This is a genomic window from Pseudomonas sp. Marseille-P9899 (assembly GCF_903166565.1).
Classification (GTDB): Bacteria; Pseudomonadota; Gammaproteobacteria; order Pseudomonadales; family Pseudomonadaceae; genus Aquipseudomonas; species Aquipseudomonas huaxiensis.
The window spans coordinates 587,007-611,187 of record NZ_CAESCG010000001.1; the positions used below are offsets into that span (position 1 = coordinate 587,007).

Below are 24,181 nucleotides of genomic sequence, written 5' to 3' on the forward strand. Positions count from 1 at the left end.
GCGATGACCACACCGACCCGGCCCGCCGACGCCTGCTGGCCGCCGGCTCTCTTCTGACCGCGGCGGCGACGCTGCTGCCGCGGTTGTCCTTCGCCTCACTCACTTCTGACCAAGGACCTGCAATGAATGCCGACCTGATTCTGTTCAACGGCCAGTTCCACACCGTGGACCGGGAAAATCCGCAAGCTACCGCAGTCGCGATCAAGGATGGGCGTTTCATCGCCGTGGGCACCGATGCCCAGGCCATGGCCGCGCGCAGCACCGGCACCCAGGTCATCGACCTCAAGGGCCGCTGCGTGATTCCCGGTCTCAACGACTCGCACTTGCACCTGATCCGTGGCGGCCTCAACTACAACCTCGAACTGCGCTGGGAAGGCGTTCCGTCGCTGGCCGACGCCCTGCGCATGCTCAAGGACCAGGCCGATCGCACACCGACGCCGCAATGGGTGCGGGTGGTCGGTGGCTGGAACGAATTCCAGTTCGCCGAAAAACGCATGCCGACCCTGGAAGAGCTGAACCAGGCCGCGCCCGACACCCCGGTGTTCGTCCTTCACCTGTATGACCGCGCCTTGCTCAACCGCGCCGCGCTGCGTGTCGCCGGCTACACCCGCGACACGCCTAACCCGCCGGGCGGCGAAATCGTTCGCGACAGCAAGGGCGAGCCCACCGGCATGCTGGTGGCGAGGCCGAACGCGATGATTTTGTATTCGACCCTGTCCAAGGGGCCGAAGCTGCCGCTGGAATACCAGGTCAACTCGACCCGCCAGTTCATGCGCGAACTCAACCGCCTCGGCCTGACCAGCGCCATCGACGCTGGCGGTGGTTTCCAGAACTACCCGGACGACTACGAGGTGATCGAGCAACTGGCCAAGCAGGACCAGTTGACGGTGCGCATCGCCTACAACCTGTTCACCCAGAAGCCCAAGGACGAGCTGGCCGACTTCAAGAACTGGACCAGCAGCGTCAAGCTGCACCAGGGCGACGACATGCTGCGCCACAACGGCGCCGGCGAGATGCTGGTGTTCTCCGCCGCCGACTTCGAGGACTTCCTCGAGCCGCGCCCGGACCTGGCGCCGAGCATGGAGCAGGACCTCGAGCCGGTGGTGCGCCACCTGGTTGAGCAGCGCTGGCCGTTCCGCCTGCACGCCACTTATGACGAATCCATCAGCCGCATGCTCGATGTGTTCGAGAAGGTCAACCGCGACATTCCGTTCAACGGCCTGCCGTGGTTCTTCGACCACGCCGAAACCATCACCCCGCGCAATATCGAGCGGGTGCGGGCGCTGGGCGGCGGTATCGCGATCCAGGACCGCATGGCATTCCAGGGCGAATACTTCGTCGAGCGCTACGGCGCCCAGGCCGCCGAAGCGACCCCGCCGATCAAGCGCATGCTTGCCGAAGGCGTGCCGGTCGGCGCCGGCACCGACGCCACCCGGGTTTCCAGTTACAACCCGTGGACCTCGCTGTACTGGATGGTCAGCGGTCGCACCGTCGGCGGCCTGGCTTTGCATGAGGAAGGGCTGTCGCGCCTCACCGCGCTGGAGCTGTTCACCCACGGCAGCGCCTGGTTCTCCTCGGAGCAGGGCAAGAAGGGCCAGATCAAGGTCGGCCAGTTGGCGGACGTCGCGGTGCTCAGCGCCGACTACTTCAGCGTCGATGAAGAAGCCATCAAGTGGATCGAGTCGGTGCTGACCGTGGTCGGCGGCAAGGTGGTGTTCGGCGCCGACGACTTCCGCAACCACGGCCCGCTGGACATTCCGGTGCTGCCGGACTGGTCGCCGGTGGTCAAGGTGCCGGGTCACTGGCGTCCGGCCTCGCCGTTGCAGGCGCAGGTGCACCAGTGCAGCGGCCCGTGCGGCGTGCATGCCCACGGCCATGAGCGGGCGCGCCTGTCCAACGTGCCGGTCAGCGACTTCCAGGGCTTCTGGGGCGCGTTCGGCTGCTCCTGTTTCGCCTTCTGATTTCACCTCGGCGCGGGCTTCACGCCCGCGCCATCCCGCGTCATTCAACCCCTAGGAGTCATGTAATGAGCGCCAACTACAAACGCCTGAACAAAGACGATGCCGTGGTATTGCTGGTGGATCACCAGACAGGTTTGATTTCCCTGGTGCAGGACTTCTCGCCCAACGAGTTCAAGAACAACGTCCTGGCCCTGGGTGACCTGGCGAAGTTCTTCGGCTTGCCGACCATTCTGACCACCAGCTTCGAACAAGGCCCCAACGGCCCGCTGGTGCCCGAGCTGAAAGAACTGTTCCCGGACGCGCCGTACATTGCCCGCCCTGGTCAGATCAACGCCTGGGACAACGAAGACTTCGTCCAGGCCATCAAGGCCACCGGTCGCAAGCAACTGATCATTGCCGGCGTGGTGACTGACGTCTGCGTGGCGTTCCCGACCCTGTCGGCGCTGGCCGAGGGCTTCGACGTGTTCGTGGTGACCGACGCTTCCGGCACCTTCAACGAGACCGTGCAGCAAGCGGCCTGGGCGCGCATGACCGCAGCCGGCGCGCAGATGATGAACTGGTTCTCGGTGGCTTGTGAGCTGCACCGCGACTGGCGCAACGATATCGAAGGCCTGGGCAACCTGCTGTCCCAGCGCATCCCCAACTACCGCAACCTGATGAACAGCTACGCGGCGCTGACCGCCAAGTAAGCGCATTCGGAGGTTCTTCCAGCGGGCTTGTCGCGGATGCGCCAAGCCCGTTGTCGTTCACGGGATATCAGCTCAGGCAACGCTGCCAATGAAGTTCGCCAGCTCCGGCGTTTGCGGCGCGTCAAACAGCACTTTCGGATCGCCCATCTCATGCACCTTGCCCTGGTGCATGAACACCAGCTTGTCGCCGACCTCGCGGGCGAAGCGCATTTCGTGGGTGACCATCACCAGGGTCATGCCTTCGCGGGCCAGTTCACGCACCACGCTGAGCACTTCGCTGACCAGTTCCGGGTCCAGCGCCGAGGTGATTTCGTCACACAGCAGCACCTTCGGCGACATCGCCAGCGCCCGGGCAATCGCCACCCGTTGCTGCTGGCCGCCGGACAACTGGTCGGGGTAGGCGTCGAAGCGATTGCCCAGGCCGACCCGATCCAGCATCTGCTGCGCCAGCTTGCGGGCGTCGGCGTTGGAGGTCTTCTTCACCAGTTGCGGCGCGAGCATCACGTTCTCGCCAACGCTCAGGTGCGGGAACAGGTTGAACTGCTGGAAGATCATCCCGACTTTCTGCCGCAGCGAACGCAGGTCGGCGCGCGCGGCGTCGAGGTATTCGCCGTCCACTTCGATCACTCCGTCGTTGATCGACTCCAGGCCGTTCAAGGTGCGCAGCAGGGTGCTCTTGCCCGAGCCGCTGCGGCCGATGATCGCCACCACCTCGCCCTGTTCGATGCTCAGGTCGACGCCCTTGAGCACGTGGTTGTTCCCGTAGTACTTGTGCAACGCAGACACTCTAACCAGCGGCATGCAGCCTCCTCTCCAGGTAACGGGCACCCAGTGACAGTGGAAAACACAGAATGAAGTAGCCCAGGGAAACCAGGCCGTAGATCAGGAAGGGTTCGAAGGTGGCGTTGGCCAGCATGCCGCCGGTCTTGGTCAGCTCGGTAAAGCCGATGATCGACGTCACCGCAGTGCCCTTGACCACCTGCACCGAGAAGCCCACGGTCGGCGCCACGCCGACGCGCAGCGCTTGCGGCAGGATCACGTGGCGCAGTTGCTCGTAACGGCTCAGCGCCAGGCTCGAACTGGCTTCCCACTGGCCACGGGGAATCGACTCCACGCAGCCGCGCCAGATCTCGGCGAGAAAGGCGCTGGTGAACAGGGTCAGCGCCACCGCTGCAGCCACCCAGGCCGAGACATCGATGCCGAACAGGGCGATGCCGAAAAACACCATGAACAGCTGCATCAAAAGCGGTGTGCCCTGGAACAGCTCGATATAGCCGCGGCTCAGCACCCGCAGCGTGGTGTTCTGCGAAATCCGCCCGACCAGCATCAGCAGCCCGACCGCGCCGCCGCAGACAAAGGCCACCAGCGACAACAGCAAGGTCCACTGCAAACCGGTGAGCAGGTTGCGCACGATGTCCCACAAGGTGAAATCCATCAGCCTCTCCTCACGATCAGGCGCCGGCCCAGCAGGTTGAGCAACTGCCGCACGGCGATGGCCATCAACAGGTAGATCAGGGTGGTCAGCAGGTAGGTTTCGAAGGCACGGAAGTTGCGCGACTGAATGAAGTTGGCGGCGAACGACAACTCCTCGGTGGCGATCTGCGAACACACCGCCGAGCCGAGCATGACGATCACCACCTGGCTCGACAGCGCCGGCCAGACCTTGGCCAGGGCCGGGCGCAGGATCACATAGCGGAAGGTCTCGAACCGGCTCATCGCCAGGGCCGCCGCCGCTTCCAGTTGCCCGCGCGGGATCGCCTGGATGCCGGCGCGGATGATCTCGGTGGAATAGGCGCCGAGGTTGATCACCATCGCCAGCACCGCGGCCTGCCATTCGCTCATGCGCACGCCGAGGGCCGGCAGGCCGAAGAAGATGAAGAACAACTGGACGATGAACGGGGTGTTGCGGATCAGCTCCACATACACCGCGAACAACCAGTTGAACGGTCGCAGGTTCCAGGCGCGGACCGCCGCGCCGACGATGCCCAGGGCAACGCCGACCACGGTGCCAATCAGCGTCAGCTCCAGGGTGAACGCCGCGCCCTTGAGCAGCAGGTCACCCTGGGCCAGTACCGCGGCGAAATCGAATTGATAGGCCATGCGCAGGGGCTCACTGGAAATCGGCGGGCAGCGGCTGTTTCAGCCATTTCTCGGCGTTGCGGTTGAGGCTGCCATCGGCGACGGCTTCGGCGAGGATGCCGTTGACCTTCGCCAGCAGCGCCGGCTGTTCCTTGGCCATGCCGACGTAGACCGGGGAGTCCTTGAGCTTGACCTTGAGCACCGGGACTTTTTTCGGGTTCTTCTCGGCGATCGCCGACATCACCACGCTGCCGCTGGCGATCAGGTCGACCTGGCCGGAGAGGTAGGCGGCGATGGTCGAGTTGTTGTCCTCGAAACGCTTGATGGTGGTGCCTTGCGGGGCCACGGCGCTCAGTTCCATGTCTTCGATGGCGCCGCGGGTGACGCTGATGGTCTTGCCGGCCAGCGCCTCGACACTGTCGACGCTGCTGTCCTGCGGGCCGAACACGGCGAGGTAGAAGGGCGCGTAGGGTTTGGAGAAGTCCACGACCTTCTCGCGCTCCGGGTTCTTGCCGAGGCTGGAGATCACCAGATCGACCTTGCCGGTGGTGAGGAAGGGAATGCGGTTGGTGCTGTTGACCGGGGTCAGGGCCAGCTTCACGCCAAGCTTGTCGGCCAGCAGTTGCGCGGTGTCGATGTCCAGGCCGCGGGGCTTGAGGTCGGGGCCGACCGAGCCGAACGGCGGGAAGTCCTGGGGTACGGCGACTTTCAGGACGCCGCGCTGGGCGATGTCGCCCAGCACATCGGCCTGGGCGCCGACGGCGCTGCCGCACAGGAGGGTAGCCAGCAGAAGGGTACGCAGTTTACTCATGGTCAGGTCCTCGGGGCGGATCAATGGGCTGAATCGTTTCGAGCCCATTGCAGCCGGCGTGCCATGCACGGAAAAATCTTCAAAAATTTCCCGGAGGCCCGGTTTTACGCGGTATTACTGGTCTGAACAGTTGTCGGGTTCGCGATAACCAAGTAAACCCATTTTGCCCCGAGAAAAGGCAATGTTTCCGGGCCTGCGCCAGGATGGGGCCAAACTTGCGTGGTAGCGGGAAAAGGACGTAAAACAGCGCATTCTTCGTTCTGACGGGTCTGACCACATGCTCGATATTCCACCCCGCAGCGCCGTTCCCGAGCAGGCCTTGCAGGCCATCCAACGGCTGATCCGCGAGGGCGACTACCAGCCCGGCGATGCCTTGCCCTCGCAGCGCGACCTGGCCGAACGGCTGGGGGTGAGCCGCGCGTCATTGCGTGAAGCCTTGTCGTCGCTGAGCGCCCTGGGCGTGGTCAGCGTGCAGCCGGGCAAAGGCGTCTTCGTGCAGGGCACCAAGAGCGAGCCAGCGGCGGAATCGTCGTGGTTTTCCTGGCCGTTCGCCCAGCAGATCGGCGCGGCGGACACCTTCCAGTTGCGCTACGTGCTCGAAGGTTTCGCCGCCGGGCAGGCGGCCAACGCCCTGACCGCCGACGACCTGGATGAACTGGCGGTGAACGTCGAAGCCATGCGCGAGCAACTGCGCCGCCAGTTCGAGGCGGCGGCAAAGCTCGATTTCGCCTTCCACCGCCGCCTGCTTGAAGCCAGCGGCAACCGGGCGATGCTGCACATCGTCACCTCCAGCGAAACCATCTTCGCCGAGAGCCAGAAACTGCCGTTCATTCGCCCGGAGCGGGCGATGGAAACCTGGCAGGAACACCGCAAGATCCTCCGTGCGCTGAGCCGCCATTCGGCGAGCGCGGCGCAGAAAGCGATGCAGGAACATATCCGCAATGCGGCGGCGCGCACGGGGATCGTGTTTGGTGGCTGAACTGTGCGATTACCGGCAAGTGTGTTACGCGACATGTCTGAAAAGGTGCGACAATCGCGCCCGCTTTCGTGCGTGACTCCATCGAGCGTTGCCGACGTCAAGACTACGTTCGTCGTGCGTTCACGCGCTGAGCGATCGTGTTGATCCCGTGCAATCCCATTTGAGGTAGCAAGCAAGATGGCCAAGGCCGCCGATGTCGTTGTGCAATGCCTGGAAAACGAAGGTGTCGAGTATGTGTTCGGCATTCCCGGTGAGGAAAACCTCGACCTGCTGGAATCCCTGCGCAAGTCGAAGATCAAGCTGGTTCTGACCCGCCACGAGCAGTCCGCGGGCTTCATGGCCGCGACCTATGGCCGCCTGACCGGCAAGACCGGCGTCAGCCTGGCGACCCTCGGCCCTGGTGCGACCAACCTGGTGACCGCCGGCGCCTACGCCTACCTGGGCGGCATGCCGATGCTGATGATTACCGGCCAGAAGCCGATCAAGAAATCCAAGCAGGGCCGTTTCCAGATCATCGACGTGTGCGGAATGATGGACCCCATCACCAAGTACACCCACCAGCTCGCTTCCGCCGACAACATTCCTTCGCGCATGCGTGAAGCTTTCCGTCTGGCCGAGGAAGAGAAGCCGGGCGCGGTGCACCTGGAGCTGCCGGAAGACATCGCTGCCGAGCAGACCGATGCCATGCCGATCCCGCCGAGCCTGCACCGTCGTCCGCTGGCCGAGCACGTCGCCATCGACGCCGCGATCAGCAAGCTGCGCACCGCCCGCAGCCCGATCCTGGTGATCGGCGCCGGCGCCAACCGCAAGATGACCGCCAAGGTCCTTAAGCAGCTGATCGACCTGACCGGCATTCCTTTCGTCACCACCCAACTGGGTAAAGGCGTGGTCGACGAGCGTGATCCGCGCTTCCTCGGCAACGCTGCGCTGTCCTCCGGTGACTTCGTGCACCGCGCGGTAGAAGCGGCCGACCTGATCATCAACATCGGCCACGACGTGATCGAGAAGCCGCCGTTCTTCATGGTCCGTGGCGGCACCGAAGTCATCCACATCAACTTCCGTTCCGCCGAAGTCGATGCCGTGTACTTCCCGCAGATCGAAGTGATCGGCGACATCGCCAACGCTGTCTGGCAGATCGCCGAAGGCCTGGGCGACACCTCGCACTGGGACTTCACCCGCCTGCTGGCGATCCGCGAAGCCAACGAACTGCAGATCGCCGAAGGCAAGGACGACAACCGCTTCCCGATCTACCCGCAGCGCCTGGTCGCCGACATCCGTCGCGCGCTGCCGTCCGAAGGCATCGTTGCCCTGGACAACGGCATCTACAAGATCTGGTTCGCCCGTAACTACAAGGCGCACAAGCCCAACACCGTGCTGCTCGACAACGCTCTGGCGACCATGGGCGCAGGCCTGCCGTCGGCCATGGCTTCGCACCTGGTGTACCCGGACCGTCCGGTGATCGCCGTGTGTGGCGATGGCGGCTTCATGATGAACAGCCAGGAACTGGAAACCGCAGTACGCTTAGGCATGCACGTCACCGTGGTGATCCTGCGTGACGACGGCTACGGCATGATCCGCTGGAAGCAGGCCAACATGGGCTTCACCGATTTCGGCCTGGACTACGGCAACCCGGACTTCGTCAAATACGCCGAAGCCTACGGTGCCAATGGTCACCGCGTGGAAAGCGCCGAAGGGTTGCTGTCGCTGCTGGAACACTGCATCAAGACCCCGGGCGTGCACGTGATCGACTGCCCGGTCGACTACAGCGAGAACGATCGCATCCTCAACATCGAACTGCGCGAGCGCGCCCTGGCGGTCTAAGGGTTTGACGCGGTTTCGTTGAAGAAGACAAAGAACCGCCGCGTTCCGGGTTTCCGGAGCGCGGCGGTTTTTTATTTGCTGCTGGAAAAACCGGCGAAGCGCTTGTTGAAGCCTGCGACCCGGCCTTCGGTCTTGGCCTTGCGTTCCTGGCCGGTGTAGACCGGGTGCGAGGCGCTGGACACGTCGAGGGTGATATAGGGATAGGTGTTGCCATCGCTGTGGGCGAAGGTCTTGTCGGTGGCGGCGGTGGAACCGATCAGCCAGAACGCATCGGCGGCAACGTCGTGGAAGAGGACAGGGCGGTAGTCGGGGTGAATGCCGGGTTTCATCGGGTGCTCCAATTGAGATGATATAAAGTAACGAAAGTTAATTGATATCGAATCTCATTTCAAGTCCAGATGAGTGTGTGGGTTTCAGGACGCCATCGCTGGCAAGCCAGCTTCCACAGAGGCTGTGCATGGCGGCCTCAAGAGCACCCCCTAGTTCGGCGAGAACAGCCGCATCTCGCGAATCTCGACTGTCTCCCAGACCTTCTCGTTTACATAGGGCTCATCCTTCAGCCACAGCTCCAGCGCCTCCCGCTGCTCGAAACCCAGGTGCACATTCGAGCCGATCATCTTTCCTTGCTCATTCAGCAACACCCCGCCACCGAGAAACAGCCCGTCGGCGGCCAGCGCCCTGAGCCGGGCCAGGTGCTGCTCGCGGCATGCCAGGCGTCGTTCCAGCGCGTCATCGTAGTCGTGGGCGATCAGTGCGAAAGCCATTGCGGTACTCCTGTCAGGTCATGCAGAAAAAAGCCCCGCGAAAAAGCGGGGCCGGGTGTGATCAGGCAGTGCGGGCCTGTAGCGCCGATTCGGTCTCGCCGGCCGGGCGCGACAGCATCGCCGCAATCGCTGCGACCAAGGCCATGCCGCCGATAAAGCAACCCACTGGCAGCCAGTCGTTGCTGTCGCTCATCAGCGCGTAGCACAGGCTGGGTGAGAAGCCGGCAATGATGAAGCTCAACTGGGTCGCCAGGCCGACGCCGGTATAGCGCACGCGGATGCTGAACATTTCGGCGTAGAACGACGGCCACAGGGCGTTCGGTGCGCTGTAGAACACGGCCTTGAGCAGCACGGTGCTGAACATGATCAGGCCGATCTGGCCGGTGCTGATCGACCAGAGGAACAGGAACACACCGGCGCAACAGGCCAGTGAACCGGTGGCGAAGATCCGCTTGCGGCCGATGCGGTCGGCCAGCAGGCCGAACAATGGCTGGCAGAGCAGGGCCACGGCCTGGCTGGCGGCGATGGCGCCGAGCATCGCCGGGCGGTCGACGTTCTGGTTGTTGGTGGCCCACGACAGGCCAAAGATCATCACCAGCGACGACACCGAGCAGATCAGCGCACAGCAGAACACGGTGATGAAGGCGCGCCCTTCCTTGCTGAACAGCTCCGCAACCGGCAGCCGTTGCGGGATCGGTTTGCTGGCCTTGAACTCCGGGCTTTCCTCTACGCCGCGGCGGATCAGCCAGGTGATGATCACCATCACCGCGCTGAGCAGGAAGGGAATGCGCCAGCCCCAGGCGAGCAGTTGTTCCTGGCTCAGCATCGACAGCGGGATGAACACCGAGGTGGCGAGGATCGAGCCCATCGAGGCGCCATTGATCAGCCAACTGGTGTAGAACGCCTTACTTTTTCCAGGGGCGTGTTCCATGGTCAGCAAGCTGGCGCCGACCTGCTCGCCACCGGCGGAAAAGCCCTGCAGCAGGCGGCAGGCCACCAGCAGTGCCGGGGCCCAGGCGCCGATCATGTCGTAGGTGGGCAGCAGGCCGATGGTGAAGGTGGCGATGCCCATCAGCATCAGCGTCATCATCAGCACTTGTTTGCGCCCCATGCGGTCGCCCAGGTGTCCGCAGACCAGCGCGCCGATGGGCCGGGCGATATAGCCGACGCCAAAGGTCGCCAGCGCGGCGAGGGTGCCGGCCATGTGATCGCCGGACGGAAAGAACAGGGTGCTGAAGACCAGCGCGGCGGCGGAGCCGTAGATAAAGAAGTCGTAGTACTCGACGACGCTGCCCAGGAAGCTGCCGAACGCAGCCCGGCGGGCCATGCGCCGGTTATCGGGATGGTGAGTGTTCATGTGCAACCTTTGTTGTAGTTGTGATGGTTGGGTGTCGCGTGTTCAGTTGCCGAAGGGTGCCAACTGGCTGCCGCCGCAGACGTGAATGACTTCGGCGGTGACGAAGGCCGCGTCCGTGGAGGCCAGGTATGAGGTGGTGCCGGCAATGTCTTCCGGGGTCGCCAGGCGCTTGAGCGGGGTGTTGTTGATCGAGCCATGGGCCATGCGCTGGAAACTCTCCGCGTCGCGCCCATCGAGGGTGAACGCCGAGGGCAGCAGGCCGGGGGCGATGGCGTTGACCGTGACATTGTGCGGCGCCAGTTCGCGCGCCATGGAGCGGGTCAGGCCGACGAGTCCGGCCTTGCACGCGACATAGGCGGGCGGACCGCCGGCGACCCAGCAGCGCGAGACCATATTGATCACCCGGCCGTTGCCCTGGGCCTTCCAGTACGGCGCGACCTTCTGGCAGAGCAGGGCGGGGCCGCGCAGGTTGACCGCCATCATGTGGTCCCATTGCGCTGGGTCGAAGTCGTAGATCGAGCTGCGATGATTGACCGCGGCGTTGTTCACCACCACATCGATCCGCCCGAAGGCGGCACCGACTGTCGCCACCAGCGCGCTGATGGACGCCTCGTCGCCGAGGTCGGCGCGCACGGCGAGGGTGCGTTGGCCGGTGGCCAGTTCCAGGCTGTCGAGCAGTGTCTGACTGGCATCCAGGTCGAGGTCGGCGGCGACCAGGTCCAGTCCGTCCCGGACCAGGCGCCGGCAGATGGCGCGGCCGAGCTCGCCGGCGGCACCGGTGACCAGGGCCACGCGGCGCGGTTGAAGGGCAGTTGTCATGGGCAGAGCACCTCAGGCTGTGAAACGGCGGCGGCCGGCGTATCCAGGTTCATGTAGCGGCGGACCAGGTCGCGGTTGCGGGAAAGCTTCTGTACATCGCGGTAAGTGGTGGAGAAGTCCTCGATCGACAGCCAGTCGGCAAAGCCGCTGGCACGCAGGGTCGCCAGCATCGGCTGCAGCGGCAGCACGCCCTGGTCGGGCGGGCACCACTCCCACTGCCAGCCCTGGCCCGGATCCTGGGCGATCCATGCGACGTTCTTGACTTGCACATGGGCGAGGTGGTCGCCCATCAGGTCAAGGGACAGGCGCACATCTTCACGGCCTTCGATGGCCAGGTTGCCCAGGTCGTAGATGATGCCCAGATGCCGCGCCGGGTAATGCTCGGCGACGCGCATGGCCAAAGACGGGCTGGAACAGATGGTGCGCTGGTGCACCTCCAGGGCCAGACGCACGCCGGCGGCTTCGGCGCGGGGCAGCAGTTGATCGAGAAAGCGGCGCATGCGGGCATAGGCTGCCGGGTAGCGCTCCTGTTCATAGCCGGGTGCCCAGAGGCGCAGGCGTGTCTGTCCGGCGAGGCCGGCCAGGTCGATCAGGCGAAAGGCCTGTTCAAGGTCGCCCACCGCAAGGTAGGGGCTGAGCCCGAAAATCTCCAGACCCAGTGCCTGGCAGTGCTGGTGGATGCGGGCGATTGCCTGCTCGGTGGGCGCGATAGTGCAGCGGTTGTTGCTGCGCGCATCCCAGCCGCGACTGGCATCCAGGCTGTCGGTCTCGGCCACCCGCCATTCGACGCCCTGGTAACCCTGGCGAACGAGTTCCTCGGCCAAGGCGTCAGGAGCGAGGCTGGGCAGCGAGGCGCTGGAGACACCCAGGCGTGGGCACGGTTGAGTCATGGGGGTTGGGTCCTGTGAGCGAGAAGCGTTGAAGAGAATGCTAGATGAAGTTGTGGGTTGATTAAATTGATATAAAATCGCGCCTTGGTTAACTTGCAGGTTGATTAACTCAAGGGCTGTGGCGGTGAATCTCTCAACCATCAACCTGCGTCACTTTCGTGTCTTTCTCGCGGTGGTCAGCTCGGGCAGCCTGGTCACGGCCTCGCGGCTGCTGCATATCACCCTGTCGGCGGTGTCCAAGAGCATCAAGGAACTGGAGCAGGAGCTTGGCGCGCAGTTACTGGTGCGCGGCCGCAAAGGTGTGCAACTGACCCAGGCCGGCGAGGCCTTTCACAAGCATGCGGCGCAGGCGATGGCGAGCTTTCGCATGGCCATGGACGAGGGCCAGGCGCAGGTCCAGGCGCCGCAATTGCTGCGGGTCGGCGCGCTGCCGACGGCGGCGGGCTACATGCTGGCGCCGGTGGTTGCGCAGATGCGCCAGCGTTGTCCGCAGATCCAGGTCCAGGTGCTGTCCGGGGTCTATGATTTTCTGGTCGGCAAGCTGCGCACCCACGAGCTCGACCTGATCGTCGGCCGTCTGATCGGTCGCGACATGCTCGGCGTGGTGTTCGAGGCGTTGTACGAGGAAGACCTGCTGCTGGTGGTGCGCAGCGACCACCCGCTGGCGTCACGCGAGCGGCTGGTGCTGGAGGACCTGCGGCCTTACGTGCTGCTGGTTTCGCCGCAGGGCACGCTGGTGCGCATCAGCGTCGACAACTTCTTGCTGTCCAGTGGCGCGGGCGAAGGTTTCCACATTCAGGAATCGCTGAGCGAGACGTTTTCGCGGGTCTATGTGCAGGACTACGACGGCGTGTGGTTCGTGCAACGGGGCGTGGTGGATCTGGATTTGCGGCTTGGCATCGTCAAGGCGCTGCCGTTCAGCAGCACCCTGCTGCGGGCACCGATCGGCCTGACCACCCCGACGGATCGGCCGCTGTCGGAGGCGGCGCAGCAGTTTGCCGGATTGTTGCGGGAGTGGTGTGGGCGGGTGGGGTGAGCGGTGGGTTTGAGGTTGCCGGTCCCTTCCTCCACCTGCCAGCTCCCACAAGGGCTCCAACAAGTTTCACTGACTGGGCTGTCTGCGGCCCCTGATGCCCATCACTCCAGCACCGGCCGCAACAACGCCTGCGCTTCATACAACGGTGTCAAAAACCGCTTCCGCATGTCCTCGACACTGATCCGCGACGCATGGCTGGTGATCGCCAGCGTCGAGCGCAGCACGCCGTGGCGGTCCTGCAGCGGCACGCCAAGCACGCGCATGCCCACTTCGAATTCCTGATCCACTTCGGCGTAGCCCTGGCGCGCGATAACCCGCAATTCCTCGCGCAATGCCTGCTCGTCAACGCAGGTGTAGGGCGTCAACGCCCGTAATTGAGTGCGGGCGAAATAGGCATCCAGCGCCTCGGCGCCCAACGCCGCCAGCCACAGCCGGCCGCTGGCGGTGCAGTACATCGGCACCCGCGAGCCGGGGCGGATCGACAGCGAGGCGACGTGGCTGTAGCGGCTGCGGACGATATGCACCATCTCGTCGCCATCGCGGGTGCCCACCTAAACATGCTCGGTGGTCCGCGCCACCTGTTCCACCACCGGCCGCAGCATGCGCGGCGGCAGTTGCGCCGAATCGACGTAAGCCTGGCCGATGCGCAACGCCTTGGGGGTCAGCCAGTAATGCCGGCCATCGGTCTCGATAAACGCTTCATGCACCAGCGTCAGCAAGAAGCGCCGCGCGGCGCTCTGGGTCATGCCCGACAGCGAGGCGGCCTGGGGCACGGTGAGTTTCGGCTGGTCGACGCTGAACAGTTGCATCAGCGCCAGACCCTTTTGCAGGCCGGCGATCAGGTCCCGCGGGTGGATGGTGGGGTGGGCCATGGCGATTCCGGGGAATATGAACGAAGAGTGCGATTATCGCAGTCGCGCTGCGAATAACAACTGAAAGGACGATCTCCAGCATTGGCCGGTGCGACGCCAGGACGCACCCTTGGCGCACAACAAAACGGACCCTCTGGAGGTCAGCATGCTGCACGGATCCACCGAACTGGTGGCGATCGTCGGGTCGCCCATCACCCAGGTCAAATCCCCGGAAAACTTCAACCGCTGGTTCCAGGACAACAGCCGGAACCTGGCGATGTTGCCCATCGATATCCGCGAAGACGCCCTCGACGCTTTCATCGATACCCTGCGTGGCTGGCAGAACCTGCGCGGCGTGGTGGTGACCGTGCCGTACAAGCAGGTACTGGCCGGGCGCCTCGATGAGGTCAGCGAGCGGGCCGGCGCGCTGGGCTCGGTGAACGTCATCCGCCGCCAGGCCGATGGCCGCCTGCTGGGCGATAACGTCGATGGCGAGGGCTTTCTCAATGCCGCTTGCCTCAACGGTTTCCAGGCCCGCGGCAAGCGTGCGCTGGTGATCGGTGCCGGTGGCGTCGGCAGCGCCATCGCCTGGTCGTTGTGCCAGGCCGGGGTGGCGTCATTGGTGCTCAGCGATGCCAGCCTGGCGCGCTGCGAGACGCTGGCCGCGCTGCTGCGCAAGGCGTTCGGCGAGGTTCGCATCGAGATCGGCTACGCCACGCTCGCCGGCTTCGATTTGCTGGTCAACGCCACTCCGGCCGGTATGGGCGGCACCGGCGAACTGCCGTTGCCTGCCGCGCAACTGGATGCTCTGCAGGCCTCGACCCTGGTCGCCGACGTGGTCACCTCGCCGGAAATCACGCCGCTGCTGGCTGCCGCCCGCGCTCGTGGGTGCAGCATCCAGACCGGGCCGCAGATGGCTTTCGCCCAGCTCGGCAACCTCGGTCACTTCATGGGCGTCACGCCCTTGCAGTTGTGAGGGCCGGGCGATGAACACGGCAACCCGTTTTCCCGCTGACGGCGACGCGCTCGTCGACCTGATCGTGCTCGGCAGTGGCGCCGCCGGTTTCGCCGCCGCCGCGACTGCTGCGCGCAAAGGGCTGAAGGTCGTGCTGGTGGAGAAGGCCGCGCAGTTCGGCGGCACCTCGGCGATTTCCGGTGGCGCGGTCTGGCTGTATGGCACCGACCAGGCCCGCGCCGCAGGCGCGCCGGACAGCGCCGACGCCATGCGCCGCTACCTGCAAAAGACCATCGGCCCCGGCTACAACGCCGCGCTGGTGGACGCCTATATCGACCAGGGCCATGCCGCGCTGCGCTGGCTTGAAAGCAATACTGAACTCAAGTACGCCCTGCGCCCGCTGTCGCCGGATTACTACCCGGACGAAGAGGGTGGCACCGACCGTGGCCGCGCGCTGGAAATGCTCGAATACGATGGCCGCCGCCTCGGCGCGCACTTCAAGGAGCTGAAGATGCCGCCGGCGGGCATGCTGTTGTTCGGCGGGATGATGGTCAACCGCGTCGATATTCAGCACTTCCTGAGTTTCCGCCGTTCGCCGCGTTCGCTGCTGCACTGCCTGAAACTCATGGGCCGCTATGCCATCGACCGCCTGAGCCATCCGCGCGGCACGCGGCTGACCACCGGCAACGCACTGATCGCAAGGCTTGCGACCAGCGCGTTCGCCGATGGCTTGCAGTTGTGGCTGAACAGCCGCACCGACTCGCTGATCGTCGAGAACGGCGGGGTGGTGGGCGCAATGATCACCCGCGACGGTCGCCAGCATCGGGTGCTTTCCCGTGGCGGTGTGGTCTGCGCCACCGGTGGTTTCGCCGCCGGGCCGGACGCGGCGGCGCAGCGCCCGCACAGCGATGCGGCGCACTTGACCATGTCGCCGGAGACCAACGTCGGCGACGGCCTGCGCCTGGGTCAGGCGGCCGGCGCGGTGGCGGGCGAGAAGCTCGCCGCCAACTTCTTCTGGGCACCAGTCTCCGAGGTGCTGCACAAGAACGGTGAGCGCGAGCGGTTTCCGCATCTGGTGACTGACCGCGCCAAGCCGGGCGTGATTGCGGTCAACCGGGCCGGCGAGCGTTTCGTCAATGAATCCAACTCCTATCACCACTTCGTCCAGACCATGTTTGCCACCGGCAACACACCGTGCTGGCTGATCTGCGATGCCGATGCCCTGAACAAATACGGCCTCGGCCTGGCCCGGCCCAAGCCGGTGGACAACAGCGCGCTGATCGACGCCGGCTACCTCTATCGCGCCGACACGGCCGAGCAACTGGCCGCGCGCATCGGCGTCGATCCCCAAGGCCTGCGCCGCACCCTGGAACGCTACAACCGCGATGCCCGCGACGGAATCGACCGTGAGTTCGGCAAGGGCGGCAACAGCTACAACCGCTACATGGGCGACCCCGACCACCAACCCAACCCGTGCAACGCGCCGCTGCTCAAGGCGCCGTGGTACGCGATCCGCCTGCACACCGGCGACCTCGGTTCGGCCCGTGGCCTGGCCACCGATGGTCAGGCGCGGGTGCTGGACGCCAGCGGCGCGCCGATCCCCGGCCTGTATGCCGCCGGCAACGACATGAACTCGCTGATGGACGGCACCTATCCCGGCCCCGGCATCACCATCGGCCCCGGCCTGACTTTCGGCTGGCTCGCGGCCTGCCATGCCGCCGAGCGGCTGGCGAATCTTCCCTCACCTGTCCTGGAGCAATAACCATGTACTACGAACTGCGCACCTACACCCTGAGCCCGACCCGCATGGCCGACTGGCTGGCCCTGTACCAGAGCGACGCCCTGGCGGTGCAGACCGAGCACCTGGGCAATCTGGTGGGCTTCTTCACCACCGAATTTGGCGAGGCCAATCAGGTCGTGCACATCTGGGCCTACGAGAGCCTCGACGACCGCGCCGCCCGCCGCGCCAGCATGGCCGCCGACCCGCGCTGGGCCGAGTTCGGCCGCAAGAACAAGGAACTCGGCGCGGTGCTCAAGCTGGAATCGCGGCTGATGCGCCCGACCGCTTTCTCGCCGCTGAAGTGACCCCGCAGGCCGGCCTCGCGCCTTTCTCCTTGATAGGCGCGGGCTGGCTGGCGAAGTTTTTTCGATCCTCCCGAATGAAGGCAATGCGTGATGCAACAGCTTGAATGCGACGTGCTGGTGATCGGCTCCGGGGCCTCGGGCCTGGCGGCGGCGGTCACTGCGGCGCAACGCGGACTGAAGGTGATTGTCGCGGAAAAAACCGCGCTGCTCGGAGGCACCAGCGCCTGGTCCGGCGGCTGGTTGTGGGTACCGCGCAATCCGCTGGCGCTGGCCGAAGGAACGGTTGAAGCGGAGCAGGGTGCCGAGCGCTATCTGCTGGAGCAGGTGCGCGGCGAAGCACTGACCGCGCAGCAGCAGGCGTATCTGCGCCGTGGCCCGGAAATGGTCGAGTTCTTCCAGCGTCACACCGCCGTGCAGTTCTATTCCGGCAGCACAATGCCGGACATGCGCGACGGTGACGGCGCGGCAAAAGGCGGGCGTTCCTTGTGTGCGCAGCCGTTCGATGGGCGAGTGCTCGGGGCGTGGATCGACAAGCTGCGCCCGCCGCTGGATATCGTCAGCCTGTTCGGCATGGGTATCGCGGGCGGCGCCGATATGAGCGCGTTCTTCAATGCCCGGCGTTCGGCGAAAGCCGCGTGGCATGTGGGCAAGCGCCTGCTGCGACACGGCGCTGACCTGCTGCGCTATCGGCGCGGCATGCACCTGGTCAACGGCAATGCGCTGGTGGCGCGTCTGCTGAAAAGCGCGCTGGACCTGCAGGTCAACCTGCTGACCGACAGCCCGGCGCTGCGCCTGCTCCGCGAAGGTGGCCGGGTGAGCGGGGCGGTGCTACAGCGTGAGGGCGTGGCGTGCGAGGTGCGCGCCCGGCGTGGTGTGGTCCTCGCCTGCGGCGGTTTCGCCCACGACCCGCAGCGCCTGCAACAACGTCTTGGTCATGACCATCACTGCGCGGCGCCCTTGAGCAACAGCGGCGACGGCTTGCGCCTTGGTGAGCAGGCGGGTGGCCTGATGGGTGATGACCTTGCTCACGACGCCGCCTGGGCACCGGTGTCGCTGGTGCCGCGGCGCAAGGGGCCCCCCGGACGTTTTCCGCATCTGATCGACCGGGGCAAACCCGGCTTTATCGCCGTGGGGGCTGATGGCCGACGGTTCACCAACGAAGCCGACTGCTACCACGACTTCATGAACGACCTGTTCGCCCGCACCCCGGCCGGACAGGCGCCCGAGGCGTGGATGATCTGCGATCACCAGGCGCAGCGCCGCTTCGGCATTGGCTGGGCCAAACCGTTTCCGTTTCCGACCGGGTATTACCGGCGCTGCGGTTACCTCGTCAAAGGGCGCGACCTTGCCGAACTAGCGCAGCGTTGCGGGATCGATGCAGCGCAGTTGCAGGTTACGGTCGAGCGGTTCAACCAGCATGCGCGGGTGGGGCATGATCCTGAGTTCGGCCGCGGACAATCGGCGTACAACCGCGCTTCGGGTGATCCGTCGAACCTGCCCAATCCTTCGTTGCGAGCGCTTAGTGGGCCGTTCTACGCGGTGCGGCTGGTGCCCGGCAGCCTGGGCACTTTTGCCGGGTTGAAGACGGATGAACAGGCGCGGGTGCTGGATGGCACCGGTGCGGTGGTTCCGGGGTTGCATGCTGTGGGCAATGATATGAACAGCATCATGGGCGGGTATTACCCGAGTGGCGGGATCACTCTTGGGCCGGGGATGACGTTTGGGTATCTGGCGGGGTTGGCGTTGGCTGGGGGGAGTGATCGGAGAGAAGGGGGTTGGTAGAGGATCCGGTCATGGCCGGCAGGTGCTAGCCGACAGGTTTTTAGCGCCCTCAAGACCGAGCGCCGCCCGCGCGGCGCTTCGCGAGCAAGCTCGCTCCCACATTGGTTGCAACGCACCATGGCCTGTGGAATTGGTGTTGCCAGCCTTGGTGCATGACAGGAGAGTGCGGAGCGGCTGGGGCGCCAACCCCTAAATCGAGTCGAACAAACAAGGCGATCAACCATGGCCTGACAGACATAGGCTCGTTGCAACAAATGTGGGAGCGAGCTTGCTCGCGAAGCGCCGCGCGGGCGGCGCTCGATCTCAAGGACGCTAGAGATCTGTCGACTAGCACCTGGTGGCCATGACCGAATCCTCTGACAGGCACTCATGGTCTTTGCCCAATATCTCTCCCACCCAAACACCTTTCCTAACCCCCACAAACCTCATCTAAACTGCCCCCCCCACCGCCGCCCACGGACCCCGCGCAATGCTCGAAGAAGGACTTTCCCGCCTCAGCGCCTACCTGCTCTACCTCACGCCCGGCTTCCTGCTCTGCGCCTTGTGGTTCTGGCTCACGCCAAAGCACCAGGCCGGCATGCGCATTCTTGTTCTGCTGCTGACCTTCGTGCTGCTTCGCGACGCGATGACGCCCCAGGGCCTGTGGTCGCTGTCGGATCAGGTCCAGATCGCCTTCATCGCCAACCCGCTGGTGCTGGCTGCGCTGGGCCTGCTGTCACTGGCGCTGATCGCTGTGTTGGCGCGGGTGGCGCCGGAGTTATGGGCGCTGTTGGTCTGGCGCAGGGGAAATGTTGGCCTCGGGCTGTTCCTCGGCCTGTTGGCCGGTCTCGCCATCGGTCTGCCGTTGCGGCTGTATCAGGGCAACGGATTCGACGCTGGCGGTCTCTGGTTCGGCGGCCTGCTGTTGCTGGCCTATGGCGGCAATGCGCTGGAAGAGGTGCTGTTTCGCGGGATGCTGCAAGGTCACCTCGAGCAGCACACCAGCGCCCTGCGCGCCGCCCTCGGCAGCGCCGTTGCGTTCGCCGCCTGCCATGCGTTTCTGGCCTTGAGCGTCACGCAAGTGGGCTGGCCGATTCTGGCGTTCACCTTGATCGAGGGCCTGGTCTGCGCACTGCTGCGGATGCGCTACGGCATCCTCGCAGCCATCGCGGCGCACGGCACGGCGATCCTGTTGATCGCCGTGCCGATGAGCCAGGGCTGAAGCGACCCAGGTTTACGACGCAACGGTCACCGCCAACGCCTCCCGCAACCACTGGCTGAACGCCCGGGTCATCGCGCTTTTTTCGCTGTCCTGATGAATCAGGCACGCCCAGGTCGCGCCGGCCACGCTGCGTTCGCTCAGCGGTTGCAGCAAGCCTTTGTCCCGCGCCCGCGCTGCCAGCAACTGGCTGACCAGGGCGATCCCGTGGCCCTCGCAGGCGGCATCCAGCAGCAGCCCCGGATCGGAGAAGTTCAGGCCGTTGCCGCGCTGGCCGACATCCTCGCCGCCCAGTACCTGCCAGCGGCTCCAGTCCATGTTGCGCTCGCCATGCAGGGTGGTGCGCTGCGCGGGCGGCTGGTCGATCAGGTCAGGGTGGCAGGCCGGATACAGCCGGTCGTCGAACAGCGGCTGATAGCTGCACTCCACCTGCGGTTCGAGGTCATCGCGCAGGCTCAGGTCGATGGTCTGGGTGGCCATGTCCGGCGCTTCGAAGGTGGTGAACAGCCACAAATCCACCTCCGGGTGCTGGCGATGGAAGTCACCCAGGCGCGGCAGCAGCCAGTGGCGGGCGAAGGCCGGCGTGGTGTTGACCACCAGTTGGTTGGGTTTGCGGTACTGCTCCAGGCGGCGGATGCCCACCGACAGGTCCTGCAGCAGCGCCTGGGTGGTGCTGAGCAGATCGTGGCCGGCATCGGTCAGGCTGACGCTGCGCCCGGTGCGGAAGAACAGCGGTTGTTCGAGGAAGGTTTCCAGGCTGCGGATCTGCTGGCTGATCGCCGACTGGGTCAGGTGCAGTTCGTCCGCAGCCTTGTGGAAGCTGCCGAGGCGGGCAGCGGCTTCGAAGCCGCGCAGAGCGTTCAACGGGGGCCAGTGTTTCAGCATTATCGATAAGCTCGGCTAATCAGTTGTGCGCTAAATCTATCGTTTGTTGCGCCGTAGTTGAAGCCATAGCATGAACTCCATTCCGCACTCAGCGGATTTCAGTCATAAAAAATACTTAACTGAAAGGTGAAGAACATGCTGTGCAATGGCGTTGGAACGAGCGGCTGGACCATGCCCGCGGAATGGGCTCCTCATGCGGCGACCTGGATGGTCTGGCCGCACAACCAGGCGCTGTGGGAAGGCATCTGGGGTGTGACCCTGGCCGATGTGCAGGCGGATTTCGCTCGGGTCGCCAATGCCATTGCCCGTTTCGAACCGGTGAAGCTGGTGGTGGACCCGAGTGGCCGGGCCAGCGCCGCCGATCTCTGCGGACCCAACGTCGAGCTGATCGAACACGCAGTCAACGACAGTTGGTGCCGGGATTCCGGGCCAAGCTTTGTCTGCCACCCGACACACGGCCTGGCTGGAGTCAGTTGGCGCTTCAATGCCTGGGGCGGCAAGTCGGCCCATGACCTCGACGAAAGCCTCGCCCGCCGCGTGCTCAACCAACTCGGCCTGGACTGTTTCGGCACGCCGCTGGCCAACGAAGGCGGCGCCATTCATGTCGATGGCGAAGGTACCCTGATCACCACCGAGTCGGTGCTGCTCAACCCCAACCGCAACCCGGGGGTGAGCAAGGCGGAGATGGAAGAGGTTTTCAGCCGCCTGCTGGGGATCACCAAGACCATCTGGTTGCCGGGCGATCCCGACTACGTCACTGGCGATATGACTGACGGTCATGTCGATGGCGTCTGCGCCTTTGCCCGCCCCGGCGTGCTGCTGGTGGACGCGACCCGCGAGCAGGATTCGGTGTACGCCGAAGTGGTGCGGGAAAACCGCCGCGCCCTGGAACTGGCGCGGGATGCCAAAGGCCGCTCGTTCGAGCTGATCGAACTGTATGAAGCCAGCGCCGCAGTGGATCCGTCCGCCGAAGTGTTCTGCGCCTCGTACACCAACTTCTACATCGCCAACGGCGCGATCATCATGCCGGCCTACGGCATCGACGCCGACCGCGAAGCCGCCCAGGTACTGGCCGCCGCATTCCCGGGTCGCGAAGTGGTGCCGGTGCAGATCAACCACCTGGCCCACGGCGGCGGCGGGGTGCACTGCATTACCCAGCAGCAGCCGGCCTGGCCGGTAGCGGGGGTGAAACCATGAGCCTGTTGACCGTCGCTACCACCCAGATGCACTGCACCTGGAACCTGCAGGACAACCTCGACCGCGCCGAGCAACGGGTCCGCGAAGCCGCCGCGCAAGGGGCGCAGGTCATCCTGTTGCAGGAGCTGTTCGCCACGCCGTATTTCTGCATCGAGCAGGACCACAAGCACCTCGCTCTGGCCGAGGAATACCGCGACAGCCGCGTGCTCCAGCGCTTCGCCGCGTTGGCCCGCGAACTTGGGGTGGTGCTGCCTTTGAGCTGGTTCGAGAAGGCCGGCAACGCCTTCTTCAATTCGCTGAGCGTGGCCGATGCCGATGGCCGCCTGCTGGGGGTCTACCGCAAGACCCATATCCCCAACGCCGTCGGCTATCAGGAGAAGGAATATTTCAGCCCCGGCGATACCGGCTTCCGCGTGTGGGACACCGCTTTCGGCCGTCTCGGCGTGGGTATCTGCTGGGACCAGTGGTTCCCCGAAACGGCGCGCTGCCTGGCGCTGATGGGCGCCGAGGTGCTGCTGTTTCCCACCGCGATCGGCTCGGAGCCCGGCGCGGCAGCGCTGGACTCCCGTGACCACTGGCAGATGACCATGCGCGGCCACGCGGCGGCCAACCTGTTGCCGGTGGTGGCGGCCAACCGGGTCGGGCGTGAAGTGGCGACCGGCGACCCGGAACTGCACATGGATTTCTACGGTTCGTCCTTTATCAGCGACCACAAAGGCAAGTTGTTGAGCGAAGCCGATCGCCAGACCTCCGGTGTCTGGGTGCAGACCCTCGACCTCGCCGCCATGCGCGACGAGCGCCTGACCTGGGGCATCTTCCGCGACCGCCGTCCGGAAATGTACGGCACCTTGCTGGGCCTCGACGGCCGCCAGAACAGCATCTGGGGTCAGGGAGGTGCGCGATGAATCGCCACTGGCTGTGCGCCGCATTTCTGGGCCTGGCGGTTGGCTCTGCTCAGGCTGACGACCCGGGCAAGACCCTGCGCCTGTACAACTGGGCCGATTACTTTGCCGAAGACACCCTGTCGCGCTTCACCGCCGAAACCGGGATCAAGGTGATCTACGACGTGATGGACGGCAGCGAGGTGCTGGAGGCCAAGCTGATGACCGCCGGCAGCGGCTACGACCTGATCTTCCCCGGCGACACCGTCGCCGAACGGCTGATGCGCGCCGGCAGCCTGCAGGCCCTGGACCCTGCGCGGATCACCGCGCTGGCAGATATCGAGCCGGGCCTGCAGCAACTGCGCAAGCACTATCCCCACTCTGCGGGCGCTACGGTGCCGTACACCTGGGGCACCATCGGCCTGACCTACAACGAGGAGATGGTCCGCCAACGCCTCGCCGACGCGCCAGTGAACAGTCTCGACCTGCTGTTCAAGCCGGAGCTGGCGGCGAAGTTCGCCGATTGCGGGATTTCCATCATCGATTCACCTGACGAAGTACTGGCGGTGGTGCTCAACTACCTGGGTCGCGAGCCGCGCAGCGCCAAACCGGAAGACCTGGCCGCGGCCAGTGAACTGCTGCTGAAACTGCGACCGTATATCCGCAAGTTCCAGTCGCAGCCGGTCACCGACCTGGTCAATGGCAACCTGTGCCTGTCCCTCGGCTACAGCGGCGACATGACCCAGGCCCAGCGCGCCGCCGATGCCGCCGGCAAGCCGGTGCGTTTCCAGTACCGCATCCCGCGCGAAGGCACCACGGTGTGGATGGACAACATGGCGATCCCGGTGGATGCCAAACATCCGGAGTACGCCTACGCCTTCATCAACTTCGTCATGCGCCCGGACAACATGGCGGCCATCAGCAACTTCACCGGCTACCCGACCTCCAGCGCCAAGGCGCGACCGCAGGTCGATCCGGCGATGCGCGACAACCCGGATATCTATCCTGATGAAACGGGCTTCCAGCGCCTGATTCCCGGCAAGGACATCGCGCAGTCGGCGATGCGTGCACGGATGCGCACCTGGACCAAATTCAAGACCGCCAGCGGCGGTTAGCCCCACGTACCCCCAACCCGAAGTGA

General features: G+C 65.0%; 23 protein-coding genes and 1 pseudogene. 13 read left to right on the forward strand and 11 right to left on the reverse strand.

The window, feature by feature from the left end; genetic code table 11:
- The first annotated feature begins 122 nt into the window (after nucleotides 1-122).
- Nucleotides 123-1,961, forward strand: a complete 1,839-nt coding sequence (locus HWV67_RS02620; protein WP_175650953.1) for an amidohydrolase — start codon at nucleotides 123-125, stop codon at nucleotides 1,959-1,961.
- Between the two features lie 65 nt (nucleotides 1,962-2,026).
- Nucleotides 2,027-2,650, forward strand: a complete 624-nt coding sequence (ycaC, locus tag HWV67_RS02625; protein WP_110970517.1) for an isochorismate family cysteine hydrolase YcaC — start codon at nucleotides 2,027-2,029, stop codon at nucleotides 2,648-2,650.
- 72 nt (nucleotides 2,651-2,722) lie between these two features.
- Here the strand turns inward: ycaC and HWV67_RS02630 are convergent, their stop codons facing one another.
- From HWV67_RS02630 to HWV67_RS02645, 4 genes are read right to left on the reverse strand one after another with little or no spacing between them, the layout of a single operon-like run.
- Nucleotides 2,723-3,451: an amino acid ABC transporter ATP-binding protein gene (locus tag HWV67_RS02630; protein ID WP_110970516.1), complete on the reverse strand. Its 729-nt coding sequence runs from the start codon at nucleotides 3,449-3,451 to the stop codon at nucleotides 2,723-2,725.
- Entirely contained in the window at nucleotides 3,438-4,088 is a 651-nt protein-coding gene (locus tag HWV67_RS02635) for an amino acid ABC transporter permease (protein WP_175650954.1), read from the reverse strand. Before HWV67_RS02635 ends, HWV67_RS02630 begins: the two co-directional genes overlap by 14 nt.
- Nucleotides 4,085-4,750: an amino acid ABC transporter permease gene (locus HWV67_RS02640; protein ID WP_175649791.1), complete on the reverse strand. Its 666-nt coding sequence runs from the start codon at nucleotides 4,748-4,750 to the stop codon at nucleotides 4,085-4,087. Before HWV67_RS02640 ends, HWV67_RS02635 begins: the two co-directional genes overlap by 4 nt.
- A gap of 10 nt (nucleotides 4,751-4,760) precedes the next feature.
- A complete protein-coding gene (locus HWV67_RS02645) occupies nucleotides 4,761-5,540 on the reverse strand; it encodes a transporter substrate-binding domain-containing protein (RefSeq protein ID WP_175649792.1) in 780 nt (259 codons plus the stop codon).
- A gap of 277 nt (nucleotides 5,541-5,817) precedes the next feature.
- On the opposite strand from HWV67_RS02645, the gene HWV67_RS02650 reads away from it, so the two are divergent.
- Both HWV67_RS02650 and HWV67_RS02655 read left to right on the forward strand, forming a co-directional pair.
- Nucleotides 5,818-6,519 carry a FadR/GntR family transcriptional regulator gene (locus tag HWV67_RS02650; protein WP_175649793.1) on the forward strand — a complete coding sequence of 234 codons (702 nt, stop codon included), beginning with the start codon at nucleotides 5,818-5,820 and terminating at the stop codon, nucleotides 6,517-6,519.
- A 177-nt stretch (nucleotides 6,520-6,696) separates the two neighbouring features.
- On the forward strand, nucleotides 6,697-8,340 hold the full coding sequence (locus tag HWV67_RS02655; RefSeq protein ID WP_175649794.1) for an acetolactate synthase large subunit: 1,644 nt from the start codon (nucleotides 6,697-6,699) through the stop codon (nucleotides 8,338-8,340).
- A 71-nt stretch (nucleotides 8,341-8,411) separates the two neighbouring features.
- On the opposite strand, the gene HWV67_RS02660 is transcribed toward HWV67_RS02655, so the two are convergent.
- The 5 genes from HWV67_RS02660 to HWV67_RS02680 form a co-directional block, all read right to left on the reverse strand.
- Nucleotides 8,412-8,669 carry a type B 50S ribosomal protein L31 gene (locus HWV67_RS02660; RefSeq protein WP_175649795.1) on the reverse strand — a complete coding sequence of 86 codons (258 nt, stop codon included), beginning with the start codon at nucleotides 8,667-8,669 and terminating at the stop codon, nucleotides 8,412-8,414.
- 150 nt (nucleotides 8,670-8,819) lie between these two features.
- On the reverse strand, nucleotides 8,820-9,104 hold the full coding sequence (locus HWV67_RS02665; RefSeq protein WP_175649796.1) for a YciI family protein: 285 nt from the start codon (nucleotides 9,102-9,104) through the stop codon (nucleotides 8,820-8,822).
- A gap of 61 nt (nucleotides 9,105-9,165) precedes the next feature.
- Nucleotides 9,166-10,461: an MFS transporter gene (locus HWV67_RS02670; protein WP_175649797.1), complete on the reverse strand. Its 1,296-nt coding sequence runs from the start codon at nucleotides 10,459-10,461 to the stop codon at nucleotides 9,166-9,168.
- Nucleotides 10,462-10,503: 42 nt separating this feature from the next.
- Entirely contained in the window at nucleotides 10,504-11,280 is a 777-nt protein-coding gene (locus HWV67_RS02675) for an SDR family NAD(P)-dependent oxidoreductase (RefSeq protein WP_175649798.1), read from the reverse strand.
- Nucleotides 11,277-12,170 carry a sugar phosphate isomerase/epimerase family protein gene (locus tag HWV67_RS02680; RefSeq protein ID WP_175649799.1) on the reverse strand — a complete coding sequence of 298 codons (894 nt, stop codon included), beginning with the start codon at nucleotides 12,168-12,170 and terminating at the stop codon, nucleotides 11,277-11,279. The genes HWV67_RS02675 and HWV67_RS02680 overlap by 4 nt, the downstream gene beginning before the upstream one ends.
- Nucleotides 12,171-12,294: 124 nt before the next feature.
- Between HWV67_RS02680 and HWV67_RS02685 the strand changes: the two genes are divergently transcribed.
- Nucleotides 12,295-13,206 (forward strand): LysR substrate-binding domain-containing protein, encoded by a 912-nt coding sequence (locus tag HWV67_RS02685; protein WP_175649800.1) that lies wholly within the window; start codon nucleotides 12,295-12,297, stop codon nucleotides 13,204-13,206.
- Nucleotides 13,207-13,307: 101 nt separating this feature from the next.
- On the opposite strand, the pseudogene HWV67_RS02690 reads toward HWV67_RS02685, so the two are convergent.
- Nucleotides 13,308-14,078, reverse strand: a pseudogene (locus HWV67_RS02690) (IclR family transcriptional regulator domain-containing protein).
- 145 nt (nucleotides 14,079-14,223) lie between these two features.
- Here HWV67_RS02690 and HWV67_RS02695 point away from each other — a divergent pair.
- From HWV67_RS02695 to HWV67_RS02715, 5 genes are all read left to right on the forward strand, one after another.
- The gene (locus tag HWV67_RS02695) at nucleotides 14,224-15,033 is read left to right on the forward strand and encodes a shikimate dehydrogenase family protein (RefSeq protein WP_175649801.1); all 810 of its coding nucleotides are present in this window, start codon (nucleotides 14,224-14,226) and stop codon (nucleotides 15,031-15,033) included.
- 10 nt (nucleotides 15,034-15,043) lie between these two features.
- Nucleotides 15,044-16,774 carry an FAD-dependent oxidoreductase gene (locus HWV67_RS02700; RefSeq protein WP_175649802.1) on the forward strand — a complete coding sequence of 577 codons (1,731 nt, stop codon included), beginning with the start codon at nucleotides 15,044-15,046 and terminating at the stop codon, nucleotides 16,772-16,774.
- A 2-nt stretch (nucleotides 16,775-16,776) separates the two neighbouring features.
- A complete protein-coding gene (locus HWV67_RS02705) occupies nucleotides 16,777-17,097 on the forward strand; it encodes an NIPSNAP family protein (RefSeq protein WP_175649803.1) in 321 nt (106 codons plus the stop codon).
- A 90-nt stretch (nucleotides 17,098-17,187) separates the two neighbouring features.
- Complete coding sequence (locus HWV67_RS02710) at nucleotides 17,188-18,879, forward strand: FAD-dependent oxidoreductase (protein WP_175649804.1); 1,692 nt, start codon at nucleotides 17,188-17,190, stop codon at nucleotides 18,877-18,879.
- Between the two features lie 469 nt (nucleotides 18,880-19,348).
- Nucleotides 19,349-20,080: a CPBP family intramembrane glutamic endopeptidase gene (locus HWV67_RS02715; protein ID WP_175649805.1), complete on the forward strand. Its 732-nt coding sequence runs from the start codon at nucleotides 19,349-19,351 to the stop codon at nucleotides 20,078-20,080.
- A gap of 12 nt (nucleotides 20,081-20,092) precedes the next feature.
- Here the strand turns inward: HWV67_RS02715 and HWV67_RS02720 are convergent, their stop codons facing one another.
- Nucleotides 20,093-20,962: a LysR substrate-binding domain-containing protein gene (locus tag HWV67_RS02720; protein ID WP_175649806.1), complete on the reverse strand. Its 870-nt coding sequence runs from the start codon at nucleotides 20,960-20,962 to the stop codon at nucleotides 20,093-20,095.
- Between the two features lie 135 nt (nucleotides 20,963-21,097).
- Here HWV67_RS02720 and HWV67_RS02725 point away from each other — a divergent pair, with 135 nt between their 5' ends.
- From HWV67_RS02725 to HWV67_RS02735, 3 genes are read left to right on the forward strand one after another with little or no spacing between them, the layout of a single operon-like run.
- Complete coding sequence (locus tag HWV67_RS02725; protein WP_175649807.1) at nucleotides 21,098-22,159, forward strand: agmatine deiminase family protein; 1,062 nt, start codon at nucleotides 21,098-21,100, stop codon at nucleotides 22,157-22,159.
- Entirely contained in the window at nucleotides 22,156-23,064 is a 909-nt protein-coding gene (gene aguB, locus HWV67_RS02730) for an N-carbamoylputrescine amidase (protein ID WP_175649808.1), read from the forward strand. The genes HWV67_RS02725 and aguB overlap by 4 nt, the downstream gene beginning before the upstream one ends.
- Nucleotides 23,061-24,155, forward strand: a complete 1,095-nt coding sequence (locus tag HWV67_RS02735; RefSeq protein WP_175649809.1) for an extracellular solute-binding protein — start codon at nucleotides 23,061-23,063, stop codon at nucleotides 24,153-24,155. Before aguB ends, HWV67_RS02735 begins: the two co-directional genes overlap by 4 nt.
- The last annotated feature ends 26 nt before the right edge of the window (nucleotides 24,156-24,181 follow it).

Excerpts from the sequence above, each read along its gene's own strand:
- HWV67_RS02620 (WP_175650953.1), top strand. The coding sequence starts at position 123 with ATGAATGCCGACCTGATTCTGTTCAACGGCCAGTTCCACACCGTGGAC.
- ycaC (WP_110970517.1), top strand. The coding sequence starts at position 2,027 with ATGAGCGCCAACTACAAACGCCTGAACAAAGACGATGCCGTGGTATTG.
- HWV67_RS02630 (WP_110970516.1), bottom strand. The coding sequence starts at position 3,451 with ATGCCGCTGGTTAGAGTGTCTGCGTTGCACAAGTACTACGGGAACAAC.
- HWV67_RS02640 (WP_175649791.1), bottom strand. The coding sequence starts at position 4,750 with ATGGCCTATCAATTCGATTTCGCCGCGGTACTGGCCCAGGGTGACCTG.
- HWV67_RS02645 (WP_175649792.1), bottom strand. The coding sequence starts at position 5,540 with ATGAGTAAACTGCGTACCCTTCTGCTGGCTACCCTCCTGTGCGGCAGC.
- HWV67_RS02650 (WP_175649793.1), top strand. The coding sequence starts at position 5,818 with ATGCTCGATATTCCACCCCGCAGCGCCGTTCCCGAGCAGGCCTTGCAG.
- HWV67_RS02655 (WP_175649794.1), top strand. The coding sequence starts at position 6,697 with ATGGCCAAGGCCGCCGATGTCGTTGTGCAATGCCTGGAAAACGAAGGT.
- HWV67_RS02660 (WP_175649795.1), bottom strand. The coding sequence starts at position 8,669 with ATGAAACCCGGCATTCACCCCGACTACCGCCCTGTCCTCTTCCACGAC.
- HWV67_RS02665 (WP_175649796.1), bottom strand. The coding sequence starts at position 9,104 with ATGGCTTTCGCACTGATCGCCCACGACTACGATGACGCGCTGGAACGA.
- HWV67_RS02670 (WP_175649797.1), bottom strand. The coding sequence starts at position 10,461 with ATGAACACTCACCATCCCGATAACCGGCGCATGGCCCGCCGGGCTGCG.
- HWV67_RS02675 (WP_175649798.1), bottom strand. The coding sequence starts at position 11,280 with ATGACAACTGCCCTTCAACCGCGCCGCGTGGCCCTGGTCACCGGTGCC.
- HWV67_RS02680 (WP_175649799.1), bottom strand. The coding sequence starts at position 12,170 with ATGACTCAACCGTGCCCACGCCTGGGTGTCTCCAGCGCCTCGCTGCCC.
- HWV67_RS02695 (WP_175649801.1), top strand. The coding sequence starts at position 14,224 with ATGCTGCACGGATCCACCGAACTGGTGGCGATCGTCGGGTCGCCCATC.
- HWV67_RS02700 (WP_175649802.1), top strand. The coding sequence starts at position 15,044 with ATGAACACGGCAACCCGTTTTCCCGCTGACGGCGACGCGCTCGTCGAC.
- HWV67_RS02705 (WP_175649803.1), top strand. The coding sequence starts at position 16,777 with ATGTACTACGAACTGCGCACCTACACCCTGAGCCCGACCCGCATGGCC.
- HWV67_RS02710 (WP_175649804.1), top strand. The coding sequence starts at position 17,188 with ATGCAACAGCTTGAATGCGACGTGCTGGTGATCGGCTCCGGGGCCTCG.
- HWV67_RS02715 (WP_175649805.1), top strand. The coding sequence starts at position 19,349 with ATGCTCGAAGAAGGACTTTCCCGCCTCAGCGCCTACCTGCTCTACCTC.
- HWV67_RS02720 (WP_175649806.1), bottom strand. The coding sequence starts at position 20,962 with ATGCTGAAACACTGGCCCCCGTTGAACGCTCTGCGCGGCTTCGAAGCC.
- HWV67_RS02725 (WP_175649807.1), top strand. The coding sequence starts at position 21,098 with ATGCTGTGCAATGGCGTTGGAACGAGCGGCTGGACCATGCCCGCGGAA.
- aguB (WP_175649808.1), top strand. The coding sequence starts at position 22,156 with ATGAGCCTGTTGACCGTCGCTACCACCCAGATGCACTGCACCTGGAAC.
- HWV67_RS02735 (WP_175649809.1), top strand. The coding sequence starts at position 23,061 with ATGAATCGCCACTGGCTGTGCGCCGCATTTCTGGGCCTGGCGGTTGGC.